At 66.8% G+C, this 17,925-nt stretch carries 17 protein-coding genes; 12 read left to right on the forward strand and 5 right to left on the reverse strand.

Going from position 1 to position 17,925, the window contains the following annotated elements:
* Nucleotides 1–68: 68 nt before the first annotated feature.
* Together AC3RCC_RS25230 and AC3RCC_RS25235 are read left to right on the forward strand one after the other, a co-directional pair.
* Nucleotides 69–845, forward strand: a complete 777-nt coding sequence (locus AC3RCC_RS25230; protein WP_492256968.1) for a DeoR/GlpR family DNA-binding transcription regulator — start codon at nucleotides 69–71, stop codon at nucleotides 843–845.
* A gap of 53 nt (nucleotides 846–898) precedes the next feature.
* Nucleotides 899–1,570, forward strand: a complete 672-nt coding sequence (locus AC3RCC_RS25235) for an HAD family hydrolase (protein ID WP_492256969.1) — start codon at nucleotides 899–901, stop codon at nucleotides 1,568–1,570.
* On the opposite strand, the gene AC3RCC_RS25240 is transcribed toward AC3RCC_RS25235, so the two are convergent.
* Nucleotides 1,533–2,534 (reverse strand): carbohydrate kinase family protein, encoded by a 1,002-nt coding sequence (locus tag AC3RCC_RS25240; protein WP_492256970.1) that lies wholly within the window; start codon nucleotides 2,532–2,534, stop codon nucleotides 1,533–1,535. The two genes, AC3RCC_RS25235 and AC3RCC_RS25240, sit on opposite strands and share 38 nt — an antisense overlap.
* Before the next feature lie 21 nt (nucleotides 2,535–2,555).
* Nucleotides 2,556–2,987, reverse strand: a complete 432-nt coding sequence (locus tag AC3RCC_RS25245; RefSeq protein WP_291633550.1) for an Lrp/AsnC family transcriptional regulator — start codon at nucleotides 2,985–2,987, stop codon at nucleotides 2,556–2,558.
* A 118-nt stretch (nucleotides 2,988–3,105) separates the two neighbouring features.
* Here AC3RCC_RS25245 and AC3RCC_RS25250 point away from each other — a divergent pair, with 118 nt between their 5' ends.
* The 9 genes from AC3RCC_RS25250 (at nucleotide 3,106) to AC3RCC_RS25290 (ending at nucleotide 14,131) form a co-directional block, all read left to right on the forward strand.
* Nucleotides 3,106–4,224: a saccharopine dehydrogenase family protein gene (locus AC3RCC_RS25250; RefSeq protein WP_492256971.1), complete on the forward strand. Its 1,119-nt coding sequence runs from the start codon at nucleotides 3,106–3,108 to the stop codon at nucleotides 4,222–4,224.
* Nucleotides 4,225–4,353: 129 nt separating this feature from the next.
* Nucleotides 4,354–5,841 carry a M81 family metallopeptidase gene (locus tag AC3RCC_RS25255; RefSeq protein WP_492256972.1) on the forward strand — a complete coding sequence of 496 codons (1,488 nt, stop codon included), beginning with the start codon at nucleotides 4,354–4,356 and terminating at the stop codon, nucleotides 5,839–5,841.
* Nucleotides 5,842–5,946: 105 nt separating this feature from the next.
* Nucleotides 5,947–7,575: an amidohydrolase gene (locus AC3RCC_RS25260; protein WP_492256973.1), complete on the forward strand. Its 1,629-nt coding sequence runs from the start codon at nucleotides 5,947–5,949 to the stop codon at nucleotides 7,573–7,575.
* Nucleotides 7,576–7,721: 146 nt separating this feature from the next.
* A complete protein-coding gene (locus AC3RCC_RS25265) occupies nucleotides 7,722–9,308 on the forward strand; it encodes an ABC transporter substrate-binding protein (protein WP_492258832.1) in 1,587 nt (528 codons plus the stop codon).
* Between the two features lie 113 nt (nucleotides 9,309–9,421).
* Nucleotides 9,422–10,357, forward strand: a complete 936-nt coding sequence (locus tag AC3RCC_RS25270; protein WP_291633540.1) for an ABC transporter permease — start codon at nucleotides 9,422–9,424, stop codon at nucleotides 10,355–10,357.
* Between the two features lie 8 nt (nucleotides 10,358–10,365).
* Entirely contained in the window at nucleotides 10,366–11,187 is an 822-nt protein-coding gene (locus tag AC3RCC_RS25275; RefSeq protein WP_492256974.1) for an ABC transporter permease, read from the forward strand.
* Entirely contained in the window at nucleotides 11,184–12,164 is a 981-nt protein-coding gene (locus tag AC3RCC_RS25280; protein ID WP_492256975.1) for an ABC transporter ATP-binding protein, read from the forward strand. The genes AC3RCC_RS25275 and AC3RCC_RS25280 overlap by 4 nt, the downstream gene beginning before the upstream one ends.
* Nucleotides 12,157–13,137 (forward strand): ABC transporter ATP-binding protein, encoded by a 981-nt coding sequence (locus AC3RCC_RS25285; protein WP_492256976.1) that lies wholly within the window; start codon nucleotides 12,157–12,159, stop codon nucleotides 13,135–13,137. Before AC3RCC_RS25280 ends, AC3RCC_RS25285 begins: the two co-directional genes overlap by 8 nt.
* 31 nt (nucleotides 13,138–13,168) lie before the next feature.
* On the forward strand, nucleotides 13,169–14,131 hold the full coding sequence (locus tag AC3RCC_RS25290; protein WP_492256977.1) for a M14 family metallopeptidase: 963 nt from the start codon (nucleotides 13,169–13,171) through the stop codon (nucleotides 14,129–14,131).
* Between the two features lie 32 nt (nucleotides 14,132–14,163).
* On the opposite strand, the gene AC3RCC_RS25295 is transcribed toward AC3RCC_RS25290, so the two are convergent.
* Together AC3RCC_RS25295 and AC3RCC_RS25300 are read right to left on the reverse strand one after the other, a co-directional pair.
* A complete protein-coding gene (locus AC3RCC_RS25295) occupies nucleotides 14,164–14,640 on the reverse strand; it encodes a hypothetical protein (protein WP_492256978.1) in 477 nt (158 codons plus the stop codon).
* Nucleotides 14,641–14,764: 124 nt separating this feature from the next.
* A complete protein-coding gene (locus AC3RCC_RS25300; RefSeq protein WP_452119020.1) occupies nucleotides 14,765–15,469 on the reverse strand; it encodes a glutathione S-transferase N-terminal domain-containing protein in 705 nt (234 codons plus the stop codon).
* A gap of 314 nt (nucleotides 15,470–15,783) precedes the next feature.
* Between AC3RCC_RS25300 and AC3RCC_RS25305 the strand changes: the two genes are divergently transcribed.
* Nucleotides 15,784–16,929, forward strand: a complete 1,146-nt coding sequence (locus tag AC3RCC_RS25305) for an extensin-like domain-containing protein (RefSeq protein WP_492256979.1) — start codon at nucleotides 15,784–15,786, stop codon at nucleotides 16,927–16,929.
* A gap of 175 nt (nucleotides 16,930–17,104) precedes the next feature.
* Here AC3RCC_RS25305 and AC3RCC_RS25310 read toward each other — a convergent pair whose 3' ends face one another.
* Nucleotides 17,105–17,803, reverse strand: coding sequence for an alpha/beta hydrolase (locus tag AC3RCC_RS25310; RefSeq protein WP_492256980.1), 699 nt, complete (start codon nucleotides 17,801–17,803; stop codon nucleotides 17,105–17,107).
* Nucleotides 17,804–17,925: the final 122 nt, after the last annotated feature.

The raw sequence follows: 17,925 nt of genomic DNA on the forward strand, positions 1-17,925 counted from the left end.
GCAACAGAGATATTCGAAAACGCGCATTCCACTTGACGCCGGGCACAGATGTGCTCCTTAGGCCAGCCATGGCCCAATTGAGCAAACGCCACAGCGAGATTCTCGATATCCTCTCCCGGCGCGGCTATGCCGCGATCGAGGAGCTGGCGGCGACGTTCAACGTCACGCCGCAGACCCTGCGGCGCGATCTGCAGGATCTTTCCGATCGCGGCTTCCTGCGCCGGCACCATGGCGGGGCGAGCGCCAATCTCAGCACCGTCAACGCCGATTACGACCTGCGCCATGTCGAGACCGCCTCCGAGAAAGCGGCGATCGCGCGCGTCGCAGCACAATTGGTGACCCCAGGCAGCTCGCTGTTCCTGACACCGGGCACGACGGTCGACGCACTCGCCAAGGCGATTGCCGAGCGCCGGCCGCGCGGCCTGCGCGTCGTCACCAACTCGACCGCCGCCGCCTCGATCCTCGACAAATGCCCGGATATCTCGATCCTGATCACCGGCGGCCACTGGCTCGGCCAGAACCGGGCGATGGGCGGGATGCATGCCGCCGCCTTCATCGAGAATTATCGCTGCGACCTGCACATGACCAGCATCGGCGGCATCGACACCGAGGGGAATCTGCTCGAATACCGCGACGACGAGGCGGTCGTCGGGCGGGCCATGCTACGCAATGCGCGGCGCGCCGTGCTGCTCGCCGACCACAGCAAGTTCAGCCGCGCCGCCATGTCCAGGCTGGGACATCTCAGAGAGTTCAATACGCTCGTCACCGACCGCCGACCGGCGGGCGGGACGATGCAGATGATCCGCGAAGCCGGCTGCGAATTGATCGTCGCCTCCGAAACATGAAGGCCTGCGGCTGCAAGCGCAGCCGGTCAGGCGAGGAAAGGTCCAAAACCCCGGTGTACAAGCTCGCGATCATCGATTTCGACGGCACGATCTGCAGCACGCATGATGCGGTCCGCCATGTCATCGACCTGACCTTCGCGTTCTTCGACCGCCCGGCACCCGACGCGGCCGAGGTCGAAAGCGCGATCGGCAGCGGCGCTGTCGCCAGCGATCTCTTCGGCGGACTGCTCGGGCTGGAGCCGGACGATCCCGAGCGCGCCGCCTGGGCAGGCCGCTATCGCGAAATCTACAATGGCGGCGAGGGCCTCGCCCTCACCGAACTCTTCCCCGGCGTGCGGGAGGGGCTGGAGAGCCTTGCAGCCGCCGGCTGCCGCAGCATCGTGCTCTCCAACAAGGGCGAGACCTCGCTCGCGCCGGCCCTGCGCCATTTCGGCATAGACGAGCATTTCGAGATGGTGATCGGCGATGCGCCCGGTTTCGTCAGAAAACCGCGCCCCGACAGCTATCACACGCTCATCGCGCCGCGCTTTCCCGATATCCGTCCCGAGCAGACCTTCATGCTCGGCGATACCGAGACCGATATCCGCTTCGCCCGCAATATCGGCGTGCCCGCCTTCTGGGCCCGCTACGGCTTCGGCAATGCCGAAACCTGCGAGGCGCTCAAGCCGGAGCGGACGCTCGACGCGTTCAACGAAGCGGCGGATTTCGCGACGGCCGCGAGCTGAAGCCTTTTCGGCCCCGCCCGGCCGCAAGCACCGAGTCGATTTCGGCCGCCGTCGGCAGGGCGGCGCCGCGGCGCGAGACGGTGATCGCCGCCGCCCCGGCAGCATAGCCCAGCAGTTCCTCGATCTCCGACAGCTCGAGCGCCGCGATCGCCTCGCGACGCAGCCTTCCGCTGCGCGAAAGCTGTGCAAGCAGCGCCGCGTGGAAACTGTCGCCGGCGCCGACCGTGTCGCGGACCGCTGCGGGCCGCGGCGCGACAGCGACGCTGCCGGCGCGAGAGAAGCCGAGCGCCCCTTCGGCGCCGCGGGTGATCACCACCAGCGCCGCACCGCAAGCGAGCCAGTATTGCGCGGCATCGGCGAGCGAAAAGCGGTCTTCCCAGGCGAGCCGGACATCTTCGTCGCTGGCCTTGACGATGGTGGCGCTGCGATAGAAGCGTTCGCCCATGGCACGCCAGCGTGCCATGTCGGGCTCGACACCGGGGCGCAGATTGGGATCGACGCTGATGACGCGCCGCCGCCCCTCGCGCTCGGCGAGGGTGGCGAAAGCCGAAGCTCCGGGCTCGGCGACCATCGAATAGGAACCGAAGGTCAGAGCCTCGACCTCGGCAGACAGGGATTGCGGCAGCTCGGCCGGCATGAGCGAACGGTCGGCTGCGCCCTCGCCATGAAAGGCGTAGCTTGGCTGGCCATCGGCGCCGGTGGCAACGACCGAGATCGTCGACAGCCTCTCGCTGCGAACGAGGAAGCCTGTGTCGACGCCCTCCTTGGCGAGGCGCCCGGCCAGCATCTGCCCGAAATGATCCCGCGACAGGCCGCCGAGGAAGCCGGCCGCCACGCCGAGCCGCGCGAGGCCGATCGCGACATTGAAAGGCGAACCGCCAGCGACGGCGCGGGCCGGCATCTCGCCTTCTTGCGGTGCATCGACGAAGAGATCGACCAGCGCCTCACCACAGACCAGAATCATCCTAGCCCTCGCTTCGTCACGCTACCGCTCGATCCTCGTCGACAGAATGATCGAGGACATGGTGCGCTCGACGCCGTCGAGTGCACCGATCCGGTCGATCAGCGCGTCGAGCTCGCCGATGGACGGGGCGACGACGACGGCGATCATGTCGAAATGACCGCTGACGGAGTGCAGCGTGCGCACTTCGGGGATCCGGCGCAGCTCGGCCTCGACCCTGGCGGCGAGCTTGGTCACCGCCGTGATCAGGATATGCGCCTTGACCTGCCCCTTCTCGTAATCCTCCGACAGCCGCGCCGTGTAGCCGCCGATGACGCCCCGGCGCTCCAGCCGCTCGATCCGGCTCTGCACCGTCGTGCGGGAGAGGCCGAGCTTGCGGCCGAGCTCGGCCACCGGCGCGCGGGCGTTCTCGGTCAGCAGGATCAGAAGCTGTCGGTCGGTCTGATCGATCGGCATAATGTCTAAAGCTTACGGCGTATCGCCGAAAAAACCTATATGAATCGTCGCGAAGCCTACTTCTATCTGACGAAGGCGCCGGCCAAGCTTGGCGCCGAAATTCGTCAGGAGAAATTTTATGAAGAACGTCGTCGTCATCGGCGCCGGCAAGATCGGCGCGACCATCGCCGACCTGCTCGTCGCCACCGGAGATTACCGGGTCACCGTGGCGGACCGTTCGCAGGAACAGCTCGCAGCGATCCCGGCCGGGGCCGCGCTCGCGACCCGTAAGCTCGACATTACCGACCCCGCCGCCCTGCGGCAGGCGCTCGCCGGCCAGTTCGCCGTGCTCAGCGCCGCCCCCTACGATCTGACGACGCGGATCGCCGAAGCGGCGGCCGAGCTTGGCGTGCACTATCTCGACCTGACCGAGGACGTCGCCTCGACCCGCCGGGTCAAGGAGCTCGCGGTCGATGCCAAGGCGGCGCTGATCCCGCAATGCGGACTGGCACCGGGCTTCATCTCGATCGTCGCCGCCGATCTCGCCCGCGATTTCGAACAGCTCGACAGCCTGCGACTGCGCGTCGGCGCCCTGCCGCAATACCCGTCCAACGCGCTGAACTACAATCTGACCTGGAGCACGGACGGGGTCATCAACGAGTATTGCGAGCCCTGCGAGGCAATCGTCAACGGCGAGCGCATCCTGGTGCCGGCAATGGAAGAGCGCGAGGAGTTCTCGCTCGACGGCGTCACCTATGAGGCCTTCAACACCTCCGGCGGGCTCGGCACGCTCTGCGACACGCTGGCCGGCAAGGTCCGCACGCTGAACTATCGTACCATCCGCTATCCCGGCCATTGCGCGATCATGAAGGCGCTGCTGCAGGACCTGCGCCTCGCCGACCGCCGCGACGTGCTGAAGGACATTTTCGAGAACGCCCTGCCGAGCACGCTGCAGGACGTGGTCGTGATCTTCGTCACGGTCAGCGGCAGGATGAACGGCCGGCTGACCCAGCAGACCTATGCCAACAAGGTCTATAGCGGCGTGGTCGGCGGCAAGATGCGTTCCGCCATCCAGATCACCACCGCTTCGGGCATCTGCGCCGTGCTCGACCTGCTCGCCCAGGGCAAGCTGCCGCAGAAGGGCTTCGTCAGGCAGGAGGATATCGGCCTCGACGCCTTCCTCGCCAACCGCTTCGGCCGCGCCTATGCCCGGCCCGAGGATGCCGGCCAGCAACTCGACGCGGCCTGCGCCGCCTGAAGCGCGCGCAGCAGGATCGGCGCGGATCCACCAGCGGGGCAACGCTGGGGAAACATCACGGGTTCGGGCTGGCAACGGCCCGGACCCACGCTACAAAAAAGAAAATCGGTCCAGGGGGACGAAGCCGGAATGGCCAAACGCGTTCTGATCGCGGAGTTCATGCACGAGACGAACACGTTCAGTGTTCAGCTCACGGATGAGGCGGTGTTCCGCCATCACGGCGTCTTCCGCGACAATGAGGTGCCGACCGCCTTCCAGGGCACGCGGACTGCGATGGGCGCGGCCTTCGAGGCCGCCGAGAAGTTCGGCTGGAGCCTCGTCCACCCGCTCGTCACCGGAGCCAATCCCTCAGGCCGTGTCACCGACGCGGCCTTCGATGTCTTTGCCGGAATGATCCTTTCCGCCTGCGAGCGGCTCGACGGCGTGCTGCTGCACCTGCATGGCGCGATGGCGACCGAAAGCTCCGACGATGGCGAGGGCGAGCTGCTAAAGCGCATCCGCGCCAGGGTCGGCGAGGATGTGCCGATCGTCTCTGTGCTCGATCTGCACGCGACGCTGACGCAAGCCATGGCCGACAACGCCAATGCGCTGATTTCCTACCGGACCTATCCGCATATCGACCAGTATGAGCGGAGCTGGCAGGGCGCCGAGCTGCTGGAACGGGCGATGCAGGGCGAGATCCGGCCGCGCGTCGCGGTGGCGCGCCGCCCGATCCTCTATGCGCTCGATGGTGGGCGCACGACCTCGCCACCGTTCAAGGAGCTGCTGCGCCGCGGCGACGCGCTCGAAGCCGCCGGGGACGCACTCGTGGTCAGCGTCCAGGCCGGCTTCTCCTCCGCCGACGTGCACGATATCGGCCCCTCCATCGCCGTCACCCATGACGATCGCGGCAAGGCGCAGGCCATCGCCGAGGAGCTGATGGATTATGCCTGGGAGCAGCGCCGCTTCTCCTCGATCCACTTCACCCCGCTCAAGGAGGCCATGGCCAGCGCCAAGGCAGGCGAAGGTACGCTCGGGCCGGAAGCCGGTGGCAAGCCGCTGGTGATCTCCGACTATTCGGACAATCCGGGCTCGGGCGCCTATGGCGACGCGACAAATCTGCTGCGGGCCGTGATCGAGGCGGATCTCAAGAATGTCGGCTTCCACGCGATCCGCGATCCGGAAGCCGCGCTTGCGGCGCAGGCGGCCGGCGTCGGCAACCGGGTGAAGCTCAAGCTCGGCGGCAAGGTCGATCCGACGACGGGCGGCGGTCCGCTCGACCTCGACGCCCATGTCGTGGCGCTGACCGACGGGCATTTCATCTGCTACGGGCCGATGGGTGGCGGCGTCTGGCGCAATTACGGGCTCTCGGCCCTGCTGCGCGTCGACGATGTCGAGATCATCGTCATCACCCATAACGGCCAGGCGACCGATACGGCGCAGTTCACCTCGCTCGGCGTCGAGCCGACGCGGAAGTCGACCCTGATCGTCAAGTCGATGCAGCATTTCCGCGCCGCCTTCGAGCCGATCGCGCGCGAGGTGATCGAGGTCGACACAGGCGCGCTCTCGACCAAGAATTTCAAGGAGCGGCCTTATCGCAAGGTGCGCCGGCCGATCTTCCCGCTGGACGACATCTGAGCAGGCTGCAAGGTTTCGTGCCGACCGGCCGCAAAGCGCCGGCGGCGACAGGACGGAGGAACGCATGAAGGCAATCGGGAGCAGGCTAGCGGCGGGAGCTGACGCATGAGCGTCAAGGCCGATATCGTGCTGCGCGGCGGGCCGATCTGGTGCGGCCGGGAGGAAGGCGTGGTCGAGGCGCTGGCGATCTGGGGCGACAAGGTCCTGGCCGCCGGCAGCGAAGCCGAGATCGCCGGCCTCACCGGAGCGCAGACCAGGATCATCGACCTCGCCGGCCGGCTGGCGACGCCGGGGCTGAACGATTCCCATCTGCACCTGATCTCGCTCGGCATGACCATGGACTGGGTCGATGCCCGCCCGGCCAATGCGCCGACGCTGGCAGCCCTGCTCGGCGAGATCGCGACACGCGCCGCGAAGCTGAAGCCCGGCGATTGGGTGCTGGCGCGCGGCTACGACCAGACCAAGCTCGACACCGGCCGCCATCCCCTGCGCGAGGAGCTCGACCGAGCCTCGCCGGACAATCCGGTGATGCTGGTCAGGACCTGCGGCCATATCTCGATCTGCAACTCGCTGGCGCTTAAGCTCGCCGGCATCGAAGAGACCTCGCCGACGCCGCCCGGCGGGCTGATCGAGCAGGCGAACGGCAAGCTCACCGGCCTGCTCGCCGAGAATGCCCGCGCTCCGGTCAGCGCCGTGATCCCGCCGCCGACCGAGGAGGACCTCGTCTCCGGCATCGAGCGCGGCGGCAACTACCTGCTCTCGCTCGGCATCACCTCCTGCATGGACGCCGCCGTCGGCCAGAAGGGCGGCTTCGGCGAGATTGCCGCCTATCATCGCGCCAAGCGCGACGGACGCCTGCCGGTCAGGACCTGGCTCGCCCTGCTCGGCGATGAGGGCCGCTCGATCGTGCCGCAATGCCATGAAGCCGGGCTGATCTCCGGCACCGGCGACGAGATGCTGATGGTCGGCGCGGTCAAGATCTTCCTCGACGGCTCGGCCGGCGGGCGTACCGCCTGGATGAGCGAGCCCTATCTCGGCGAGGACCGGACCACCGGCGTGCAGATGCTCTCGAACGAGGAGCTCGAACGCCAGGTGCTGGACGCCCATGCCAAGGGCTACCAGCTCGCCTGCCATGCGATCGGCGATGCCGCGATCGAGCAATTGATCACCGCCTATGAGAAGGCGCTCGCAGCCCATCCCGATCCCGACCGGCGCCACCGTATCGAGCATTGCGGATTCTCGACACCGCAGCAGCATGAGCGGATGGTCAAGGCCGGGATCTATCCCTGCCCGCAGCAGGTCTTCATCCATGATTTCGGCGACGCCTATGTCAAGGTGCTCGGCGAGGAACGGGCGCTGCCGAGCTATCCGTTCCGGACCTGGTTCGACCTTGGCCTGAAGCCGGCGACCGGCAGCGACGCGCCGGTCTGCGACCCGAACCCGTTCCCGAATTTCCACACCATGCTGACCCGGCAGACCTGGCGCGGCACGGTGATGGATGAGCGCCAGCGCGTCTCGATCGAGGAAGCGCTGCAGGCCTACACCGAATACGGCGCCTTCTCGCAGAAGCAGGAGGGCGTAAAGGGCAAGCTCGCTCCGGGCTTCCTCGCCGATATCGCCGTGTTCTCGCGCGATCTCCTCGCTGCCTCGCCGGATGAGATCCTGAAAGATACACGCTGCGACCTCACCATCCGCGGCGGCAAGATCGTCTACGACCGGGCAAGCGCCGCCTGACGGCACTCCGCAAAGAGAAGGGGGAGACAGCCGCCGAAAGCCAGCTATGGTTCGTACACAAATGGTTCGTGCAAGAAGCGGGCACCAAGCCGGAAAACCGGCAAGCCCGACGCGATTTCAACCGGGATTTGGGAGGATTTTACGTGTTGAACAAATGGTTTCTGACGACCGCGCTGACGCTGGCGGCCTTCACCGTGCAGGCACAGGAACAGCCGCGCCGGGGTGGCACGATCCGCTTCACCGCACCCTATGCGACCTCGTTCACCAGCAATGACAGCCATGTCTCGCCGCAGATCCAGGACGAGATCTACACCTATGCGCTGCACCGCTCGCTCTATCGCTGGAACGCGGCCGAGAACAAGCCGGAGCTGGAACTCGCGACCGCCGTCAGCAAGTCGGCGGACGGGCTGACCTGGACCTTCAAGCTGCGCGACGACGCGCTCTTCCACAATGGCCGCAGGATGACGGCCGACGACATCATCTGGACCTATACGCGGCTGATGGACGGCTCGAAGAGCTTCCCCGGCGCGCGTTATATCCGCCGCATCAAGGGGGCGATCGAGGTCGAGAAGGGCCAGGCTAAGGAAATCTCGGGCCTGAAGAAGATCGACGACCAGACGTTCGAGATGACCCTGGTCGAGAAGGCCGATCCCGGCTTCTTCCTCTATTACGGCCAGACCTCGATCTATCCGGCCAAGGAGGCGCAGGAGCCCGATTTCTTCAACAAGCCGATCGGCCTCGGCCCGTTCAAATTCGTCGAGCATGTGCCGGGATCGCGCATGGTGCTGGAGCGCTGGGAGAAGTACTTCAAGGCCGGCAAGCCCTATGCCGACAAGGTGGTGATCTCGCCGATGGGCGAGGCCGCCTCGCGCGACATCGCCTTCCGCAACAAGGAGATCGACGTCTCGATCCTCGGCCCGACGCAATACGTCGCCTACCAGGCCGATCCCAACCTGTCGAAGGGCATCTTCGAGGTCGCCGAGGTCTTCACCCGCAATATGGGCATGAATCCGGCCTTCAAGCCCTTCTCCGACAAGCGCGTGCGCCAGGCGATCAACCACGCGATCGATTCCGACCTGATCATCAAGCGCCTCGTCCGCGACAAGGCCTATCGCGCCACCGGCTGGCTGCCGCTCTCCTCGCCGGCCTATGACAAGACCATGAAGCCCTATGCCTTCGACCAGGAGAAGGCCAAGAAGCTCCTGACCGAGGCCGGCTATCCCGACGGTTTCGAGTTCGAATGGACGGCGACCCCGAACGAGAGCTGGGGCGTGCCGATCGTCGAAGCAGTCATCCCGATGCTCGCCAAGGTCGGCATCAAAGTGAAGATCAAGCCGATCGAGGGCTCGGCGCTCGGCGCAACCGCCCAGAAGGGCGACTTCCAGGCCTATATCTGGTCGAACCTGACCGGGCCGGACCCGCTGACCATCCTGAAGTGCTTCCACTCGGCGACGCCGCAGAGCGCCTGCAACTACACGACCTACAAGAATCCCGAGGTCGACAAGCTGATCGACGAGGCCGGCAATACCGACGATCCGGCCAAGCGGATCGAGCTGCTGAAGAAGGCCAACGCCATCGTCTATGACGACGCGCCGGTCTGGTTCTTCAACTACAACAAGGCGGTGATGGCCTATCAGCCCTGGCTCAAGGGCCTGCAGCCGAACGCGACCGAGCTCGCCTTGCAGCAATATGACGAGCTCTGGGTCGACGCCTCCTCGCCGGCGGCGAAATAGGCCGAACCTGCGCGCGCCAAGTCCGGCGGCAGCCATGCCGCCGGAGCCCCGCCAGAGAGCGCCTCGTCGCTCAGATCGCTCGATCTGAGCGGATCCGGCTCCAGGAACCCGGCATGCTGCAATTCGTCTTACGGCGCCTGCTGCAGGCGATTCCGATCCTGCTCGCCGTCGCGGGCCTGATCTTCCTGCTGTTCAGCGTCATTCCCGGCAACTTCGCCTCGACCCAGATCTCCGATGGCCGCGCCGTCATGGACGCCGAAGCGGTCGAGCGGATGAACCGGCAGTTCGGCCTCGACCAGCCGCTGGCGACGCGCTTCGCGACCTATGTCGGCAAGCTCGCGACGCTCGATCTCGGCACCTCCTTCCGCACCCGCCAGCCGGTCTGGCATCTGATCGGCGAGCGGCTCTGGCCGACCATGCAGCTCGCCTTCGCCTCGATGATGTTCGCGATCCTGATCGGCGTGCCACTCGGCTTCCTCGCCGCATTGCGGCCGGGCGGCATCGTCGACACCGTCTCGATGGTGACGGCGGTCTCGGGCCTCTCCTTGCCGAAATTCTGGCTCGGCCTGATGCTGATGTACCTGTTCGCGCTGCAGCTCGGCTGGCTGCCGAGCTTCGGCTATGGCGACGGTGCCTTGCGCAATCTGATCCTGCCCTCGATCGCGCTCGGCGTGGCGCCGCTGGCGCTATTGGCGCGCACCACGCGCGCCGCCGTGCTCGAGATCATGAACGCCGATTTCGTCCGCACCGCCCGCGCCAAGGGCATGAGCGAGCGCCGCGTCGTGCAATGGCATCTCGCCCGCAATGCGCTCGTCATCGTGTTGACCACGGTCGGGCTGCAATTCGGCTCGGTGATCGGCCAGGCAGTGGTGATCGAGAAGCTCTTCGCCTGGCCGGGGCTGGGCTCGCTCCTGGTCGACAGCGTCTCGCTGCGCGACATCCCGGTGGTCCAGGGCTGCATCCTGGTGATCGTGCTGTTCTTCCTGGTCGTGAACATGCTGGTCGACGTGCTTGCCGCGATCATCGACCCCCGCATCCGCTATAGCTGAGGCCTGCGATGAAGCTCAGAGCCAATCTCGTGATCGGGGGAGCGCTGTTCGCGACCGTGGTCGTCGCCGGCGCCCTCGCCCCTTTCCTCGCCCATACCGACCCAGTGATGGACGCCAATCTGATGAATGCCGAGATCGCGCCCGGCAGCGAGTTCTGGTTCGGAACCGATGCGCAGGGGCGCGACATCTACAGCCGCGTGCTCTATGGCGCGCGCATCTCGCTGACCGTCGGCATCGTCTCGCAATTGATCAACACGGTGATCGGCGTCTGCCTCGGCCTCTCCGCCGCCTATTGGGGCGGCTGGTGGGATGATTTCGTCAACGGCCTGACCAATCTGATGCTCGCCATCCCCTCGCTGATCTTCGCGCTGGCAATCATGGCGATCCTGACGCCGGGGCTGACCAGCCTTCTGATCGCGCTCGGGCTGACCAACTGGTCCTATACCTGCCGGCTGTCGCGGGCCTCGGCGCTCTCGCTCAAGAGCCAGGGCTATGTCCAGGCCGCCAAGGTGCTGGGCTATGGCGACATCCGGATCATGCTGACCCAGATCCTGCCGAACATCCTCGGGCCGATCATCGTCATCGGCACGCTCGGAATGGGCGGCGCCGTGCTGGCCGAGGCCTCGCTCTCCTTCCTCGGCCTCGGCATCCGCCCGCCCTTCCCGAGCTGGGGCTCGATGCTCTCGGACGCCCGCGACCAGATCACCACCGCCCCCTGGATCTCGATCTTCCCGGGGCTCGCCATCTTCATGACCGTGCTCGGCCTCAACCTGCTCGGCGATGGCCTGCGCGACATCCTCGATCCCCAGTCGCGGGCGCGCACGGCATGAGCGGCGAGGCACTCCTCCAGGTCGAGAACCTCCGGCTCGATCTCGTCGTCGGCAGCCGCCGCTTCGGTGCGGTCAAGGATGTCAGCTTCAGCATCGGCCGCGGCGAAACCTTCGGCCTGGTCGGCGAATCCGGCTGCGGCAAGAGCATCACGGCGCTTGCCCTGATCGGCCTGCTGCGCCGGCCACTGGCCTTCGGCGGCGGGCGCATCCTGTTCAAGGGCCGCGAGATCCAGGACCTGCCGGGCAGCGAGATGCGCAAGCTGCGCGGCAATGCGATCTCGATGATCTTCCAGGAACCGATGACGGCACTCAATCCGCTCTCGCCGGTCGGCCGCCAGATCGCCGAGATGTTCGTGTTGCACAAGGGCGCGACCTGGTACGAGGCCGAGCGCAAGGCTGTCGAGGCCCTCGCCGATGTCCGCGTGCCCGCCCCCGACCGGCGGGTGAAGGACTACCCGCACCAGCTCTCCGGCGGCATGCGCCAGCGCGTGATGATCGCGATCGCCCTCGCCTGCCGGCCCGATCTGCTGCTCGCCGACGAGCCGACGACCGCGCTCGACGTCACCGTGCAGGCCGAGATCCTGGAACTGATCCGCGACCTCTCGGCAGCGCAGGGCACGGCCGTGCTGATGATCAGCCATGATCTCGGCCTGATCGCCAATATGTGCGCCCGAGTGGGCGTGATGTATGCCGGGCGCCTGGTCGAGGAACGGGCGGCGCAGGAAGTCTTCCGGGCGCCGAGCCATCCCTATACCGGCGGGCTCGTCGCCTCGCTGCCTTTGCTCGGTGCCAGGGCGAGCCATGGCCGCAGCCGATTGAAGGAGATTTCCGGCGTCGTGCCGGCGGTCACCGCCTTCCCCGAGGGCTGCCGCTTCAATCCGCGCTGCCAGGAGCGGACCGAGATCTGCATCGCAGAAGACCCGGAAGAGACCGCGCTGCCGCGCGGCGGCAGGGTGAGGTGCCACCACCATGCCTGAGACCGACCAGATGATCCTCAGGGTCGAAGACCTCGCCGTGCATTTCCCGCTCGGCGGTGGGCTGCTCGGCGGCAAGCGACGCACCGTCCATGCCGTGGATGGCGTCGACCTCCACCTCAGGAAGGGCGAATGCCTCGGGCTGGTCGGCGAATCCGGCTGCGGGAAGTCGACGCTCGCGCTCTCGATCCTCGGCCTGCAGGAGCCGACGCGGGGCCGCGTCCTGCTCGACGGGGTCGACATCGCCGCGCCCGGTGTCGACCGCAAGGCGCGCGCCCGCATCGTGCAGATGGTCTTCCAGGACCCCTACTCCTCGCTCAATCCGCGCCAGACCGTGCGCCGGACGCTGGAAGACCCGCTGCGGCTGCACGGGATCACCGACAAGTCCGAGGTCGACGGCCGGATCGAGGAGATGCTGCGCCATGTCGGCCTGCGGCCCGAGCAGGCGGCGCGCTATCCGCATGAATTCTCCGGCGGCCAGCGCCAGCGCATCGGCATCGCCCGGGCGCTGATCCTGAAGCCGAAGATCGTGGTGCTCGACGAGCCGGTCTCGGCGCTCGACGTCTCGATCCGGGCGCAGATCATCAATCTGCTGCTCGAGCTGAAGGAGACGATGGAGCTCTCCTACATCATGATCAGCCATGATCTCGGCGTGGTCGAGCATATGAGCGACCGGGTCGCGGTGATGTATCTCGGCCGTATCGTCGAGACCGGCGATTGGCATTCGATCTTCACCGCCCCGCGCCATCCCTATACGCGCGCTTTGATCGCGGCGATCCCCGACCCGTTCGGCGAGCGGCCGGGCGTCAAGATTTCCGGCGAACTGCCGAACCCGCTGGAGCCGCCGTCGGGCTGCCGCTTCCACCCGCGCTGCCCGGAAGTGCGCGACATCTGCCGCAAGCCGCCGACGCCGGCGCTCGGCGAGATCGCGCCCAAGCACGAGGTACGCTGCCTGCGCGCCGCGGAGCTTGTGTGATGGGCCAACCGCTTAGAACGAGAGACCGACCTTGACTGCCATCGACCTCGACGACGGGCCGCTCGAAAGCGTGCGCTTCACCGGCCTGAAACCTGGCCCGAAGCTGATCGTGCTCGGCGCCGTTCACGGCAACGAGCCCTGCGGCCCCACCGCGATCCTGCGCGCCATCGACGATTGCCGCGCCGGGCGGCTCAAGATCCTGCGCGGCGAGGTCACCTTCGTGCCGGTCGCCAATCCCAAGGCCTTTCGGCAGAAGACACGCGAGGGCGACCGCAACCTCAACCGCGACCTGCGCGAGAAGCCCCTCGCCAACGATTACGAGGACCGGATCGGCAACCCGCTCTGCGCGCTGCTGCGCCAGCACGATGCGCTGCTCGACATCCACTCCTTCCGCGGCGAGGGCGAGCCCTTCGTCTTCTTCGGGCCGCAGAACAATCGCGGCGAGCTCGAACCCTTCGCGCGGGCGGAGGAGGAGGCGGCGCTCGCCGACTGCCTCGGCGTCGCCATCGGCATCCATGGCTGGCTCGACAACTATGCCAGGCTGCTCGCGATCCGCGCCCGCCTCGACGTGCCCCGCCTCGCGGTGACCGAGGGCTATGGCACCACCGAGTTCATGCGCTTCTGTGGCGGCTATGCGGTGACGCTGGAATGCGGCTCGCATGACGATCCCGAGGCCGGCGAGATCGGCTATGCCGCGATCCGCAACACATTGGCGCAGTTGCAGCTGATCGACGCCGCCATGCCGGCCCTCGCCCTCAAGGACGTGATCGAAATGGTCGACGTCCTGCTGTGCGAGACGCAAGGGGACGCGGCCGAAGGGCCGTGGCGGACCGGAGATGCCGTGCCGGCCGGCGCGATCATCGCGCGCCGCGCCGACGGCACGCCTGTCACCGCGCCACGCGACGGCTTCGTGATCTTCCCGAACAAGGCTCCGAAGCTCGGCGAGGCGATCTGCCATTTCGGCATCGCCGGCAGGCGCGGCCCGGCCGCCTGAGGCCGCGTCCTACCTACAGAACAGGCCGCTGTTCAGCGGGGCGGGAGCTCGGCGAAATCGTCGCCGTCCCAGCTCAGGCGCTTATGACAGGGCTGGTAGCCGGCACGGTCGCAGAAGCTGCCGTGCAGGTTCAGCACGAGGACGGGCTTGCCGCCTGCGCGCGCGATGGACCAGGAGCGGACATTGTCGCCATAGACCTGGCGATAGCCATCAGCGCCCGACATGAAGATGTCGAGCGTGCAACCGCCGGAACCGCAGAAGCGGTTGACCTTATTGCCTTCGGTACAGACGACGGCACCGTAGTCGAGCAGGTAGTCGGGCCGGCCATCGCCGTTCAGATCGGCCTCGCTCTGGAAATGCGGCTTGAAGCGGGCCTTTCCGCCGCATTGCTCCAGAAGCTCCTTGCGGACCGCTGCGACCTCGGCCGGGACCGTGGCAGTCTGGGCCATGGCCCCGCCGCCCGCCAGCAGCATCGCGGCGAGCGACAGGACGACGAATCGCACGGGCATGGAAGACTCAAGCTGGGAGAGGAAGACCGGCTCATCTTGCCGCTCGCCGGACCGAAGACAAGGAGCGGCGAGCGGTTGTCCGCAGGACGAATGTCGCAGGTGGCTGATCCGCGAGAGCGCCGCTTCATGGCCGCTTCGGGATCTCCAGACCGCGCTGGACGGCCGGCCGCGCCAGGCCTCGCTCGAGCCAAGCCGGAACGCGCTCGAGCTTGTCGTATTCGACGAGCTCGCCGGCGCCGTAGAAGCCGACGAGATTGCGGACCCAGCCGAGGGTCGCGACATCGGCGATGCTGTATTCGCTGCCCATCAGCCAGTCGCGGCCGGCGAGCCTGGTCTCGAGCACGCCGAGCAGACGCTTGCTCTCGTTCGCATAGCGGTCGCGCGGGCGCTTATCCTCATATTCGCGCCCGGCGAACTTATGGAAGAAACCGAGCTGGCCGAAAATCGGGCCGATCGCCGCCATCTGGAAGAACACCCATTGCAGGGTTTCATAGCGCTGCGCCGGATCCTTGGGCAGCAGCTTGCCGGTCTTCTCGGCGAGATAGACCAGAATCGCGCCGGATTCGAACAGAGCCAGCGGCTTGCCGCCGGGACCGTCGGGATCGAGGATCGCCGGGATCTTGCCATTGGGGTTGAGGGAGAGGAATTCCGGCGTCCAGGTCTCGTTCTTGCCGATGTCGATGGTGTGCGGCTCGTAGGGCAGGCCGATTTCCTCGAGCATGATCGAGACCTTGACGCCGTTCGGCGTCGGCAGGGAGTAGAGCTGCAGGCGGTCGGGATGCTGCGCCGGCCAGCGCTGCACGATCGGGAAGGCGGAGAGATCGGACATCGGGGGAATTCCTCGGAAGGCAGATGGCGGGCATGACGGCCGCGCGGGCAGGATACCGCGGAGACGAGCCGCGGCGCCGCCGTCAGCTTGGTTCGGCCGCGAGAGCAGCGCAACCGCCATCACCGTGCAGAAATGCCAGCGCCTGCCGGCATGAACGAGAACGCCGCGCCCCGGCGACGCTCCACGGCTTGGTAAACGCCGAGAGCGACGCGTTAACCGGTGCTTAACGCCAGCGCCAAACTTAATCCGGCCGTGACTTCCCGGCCGCAGCCGGTCAATAAACCGTTCATCCAACGCCTCGCATTTGAATGGTCATGCGTCGCGTTCATCTCGCCCTTCTCACGCTTGGCGTCATCGGTGTCGGACTTGCCGGCTGCGGCAAGTTCCAGAAGCCCCAGCGTGCCGCCTGGCGTGACCAGGCCGAGGCCCAGTGCCTGGCCTCGCGCCAGGTCCAGTTCTCCTCCTATGTCAGCCTGCGCGAGAAGGCGATCGACGGCCCCGGCACCTGCGGCATGGAAAAGCCGATCAAGGTCGCGGCCTTCAGCAATGGCGGCATCGGCCTGACCAGCAATGCGACGCTGGCCTGCCCGATCGTCGCCACCACCGACAAATGGCTGGCGGAGGTGGTGCAGCCGGCGGCGATGAACGTGCTCGGCGCGCAGGTGATCGAGCTGCGGGCCGGCTCCTATTCCTGCCGGGCGATGAACAACGGCACCGGCACAAGGCGCACCTCCGAACACGCCTTCGGCAACGCCGTCGACGTGTTCTCCTTCCGACTCAATGACGGCCGCAACATCACCGTCAAGGATGGCTGGCGCGGCGCGCCCGAGGAGCAGGCCTTCCTGCGCGAGGTCTTCGTCGGCGCCTGCCAGATGTATTCGACCGTGCTCGGCCCCGGAGCCGACGCCTTCCACTACGACCATTTCCACATCGACCTGGCGCGCCACGCCAAGGGCCGGCAGATCTGCAAGCCGGTCATCAAGTACACGCCGAATTACGACCTGCCGCCGCCCGACCCGGCGCGGCCGGACCGCATGGCACTGCAACAGCAGCAGCCTTCCTCGCGCCATGCGCTACCGCCGCCAATGGTGGCGAGCAGCTCGGGCGGGCTGCTGCGCCAGCCGAGCACGGGCCTGCGTCCGCCCGGATCCGTCAATGGCGGCTATTCCGTCGCCCATGGCCAGGGCCAGGGCGGGCTTGAGGCGCAACGGCGCTATATCGAGGAACGGCCGCAGCAGCCGCGCTCGCCCTACCAGCCGCCGCCGACTCCGAGTCAGATGGGTGGGCCGCTGATGCTGCCGGGCTCGGTGCCGCCGACCGAGGAGGTGATCCTCGGCGACGAGGAGGGCAACGGCGTGCTCGACGAGATGCAGCAGGGCGAAGGCGAGACGGGGATCACCCCGCGAAACGACCCGTTCGCCTACCGGCCAGGACAGCAGACCGGCTCGATCCGGCGCTAGAGCATCGGGCCGAAAAGTGGACTCCACTTTTCGGGAAACTCCGGTGCGATAACAATGAGATAGATCACCGTGACCGCGTCCGAACTGACGCGCCGCGAGCTAAGGCGCCAGACTCTCCGAATGATGGACCGCTGACTTGCAGCCGGCGGAGCGCACGGCGGTCCGGTCCGCGGTTTCAGGTATTTGCGGTTTCCCTGGCAGCCTCGTCGATCAGCCCCGCGACCTCGACCGGGCGCGAAGCGAGCGAGGCATGGCTGGCCTCGAGCGTAAGGATCCGACGCGGTTTCATCCGCTCGGCCATGCGCTTCTGGTTGTCCGGATGGATCATCCGGTCCTGGCTGGAGAGCTGATACCAACTCGGCTTCTTCTTCCAGGCCGGTGCGGTGACGGCATCGCCGAAGGTGCTCGCCAGCGGCGCCTTCTGGCCGACCGCCATGACCAGTGCCTCGTCGGCGGAAAGGTCGGGACAGAAGCTCTCATGGTATTTGTCGAGCTTGATCCAGAGATAGCCGTCGCTGTCCGGGGCCAGATTGGGAAAGGCCGCCGGCGGGAGCGCCTGGCTGATCCCGCCGGGGCTCTCGCCGGCATCGGGCGCGAAGGCCGCGATGTAGACCAGCCCGACAACGTTCGGCAGATCGCCCGCCTCAGTGATAACCGCGCCGCCATAGGAGTGGCCGACGAGCAGAACGGGCCGCGGCTGCTGCTTCACCATCTTGCGGGTCCGCTCGGCATCCTCGGCGAGCGAGGTCAGCGGATTTTCGACCGCCCGCAAATCGGCATAGCCCTTGCGGGACAATTCCAGGATCACCTTGCCCCAATGGGCTGCTCCGCCCCAGAATCCATGGACAAAGACGATCGTCGGCTTGACGCTCATTGCTTCCTCCTTCTCGCTGGTTGACGGCTCAGGCTATGCGGAAACGCTTCCGCTGCACAGCCGCCGACGAAACGAGAGCAATGGCGCTCCTGGCCCCCGTCGTTCCTGCCTTCAAACCCTGA

This window comes from Allobosea sp. GW823-FHT01F03 (assembly GCF_058798075.1).

Bases quoted from the DNA above. Each gene is read 5' to 3' on its own strand.
- AC3RCC_RS25230 (WP_492256968.1), top strand. From the start codon at position 69: ATGGCCCAATTGAGCAAACGCCACAGCGAGATTCTCGATATCCTCTCC.
- AC3RCC_RS25240 (WP_492256970.1), bottom strand. From the start codon at position 2,534: ATGATTCTGGTCTGTGGTGAGGCGCTGGTCGATCTCTTCGTCGATGCA.
- AC3RCC_RS25245 (WP_291633550.1), bottom strand. From the start codon at position 2,987: ATGCCGATCGATCAGACCGACCGACAGCTTCTGATCCTGCTGACCGAG.
- AC3RCC_RS25250 (WP_492256971.1), top strand. From the start codon at position 3,106: ATGAAGAACGTCGTCGTCATCGGCGCCGGCAAGATCGGCGCGACCATC.
- AC3RCC_RS25255 (WP_492256972.1), top strand. From the start codon at position 4,354: ATGGCCAAACGCGTTCTGATCGCGGAGTTCATGCACGAGACGAACACG.
- AC3RCC_RS25260 (WP_492256973.1), top strand. From the start codon at position 5,947: ATGAGCGTCAAGGCCGATATCGTGCTGCGCGGCGGGCCGATCTGGTGC.
- AC3RCC_RS25270 (WP_291633540.1), top strand. From the start codon at position 9,422: ATGCTGCAATTCGTCTTACGGCGCCTGCTGCAGGCGATTCCGATCCTG.
- AC3RCC_RS25275 (WP_492256974.1), top strand. From the start codon at position 10,366: ATGAAGCTCAGAGCCAATCTCGTGATCGGGGGAGCGCTGTTCGCGACC.
- AC3RCC_RS25280 (WP_492256975.1), top strand. From the start codon at position 11,184: ATGAGCGGCGAGGCACTCCTCCAGGTCGAGAACCTCCGGCTCGATCTC.
- AC3RCC_RS25285 (WP_492256976.1), top strand. From the start codon at position 12,157: ATGCCTGAGACCGACCAGATGATCCTCAGGGTCGAAGACCTCGCCGTG.
- AC3RCC_RS25295 (WP_492256978.1), bottom strand. From the start codon at position 14,640: ATGCCCGTGCGATTCGTCGTCCTGTCGCTCGCCGCGATGCTGCTGGCG.
- AC3RCC_RS25300 (WP_452119020.1), bottom strand. From the start codon at position 15,469: ATGTCCGATCTCTCCGCCTTCCCGATCGTGCAGCGCTGGCCGGCGCAG.
- AC3RCC_RS25305 (WP_492256979.1), top strand. From the start codon at position 15,784: ATGCGTCGCGTTCATCTCGCCCTTCTCACGCTTGGCGTCATCGGTGTC.
- AC3RCC_RS25310 (WP_492256980.1), bottom strand. From the start codon at position 17,803: ATGAGCGTCAAGCCGACGATCGTCTTTGTCCATGGATTCTGGGGCGGA.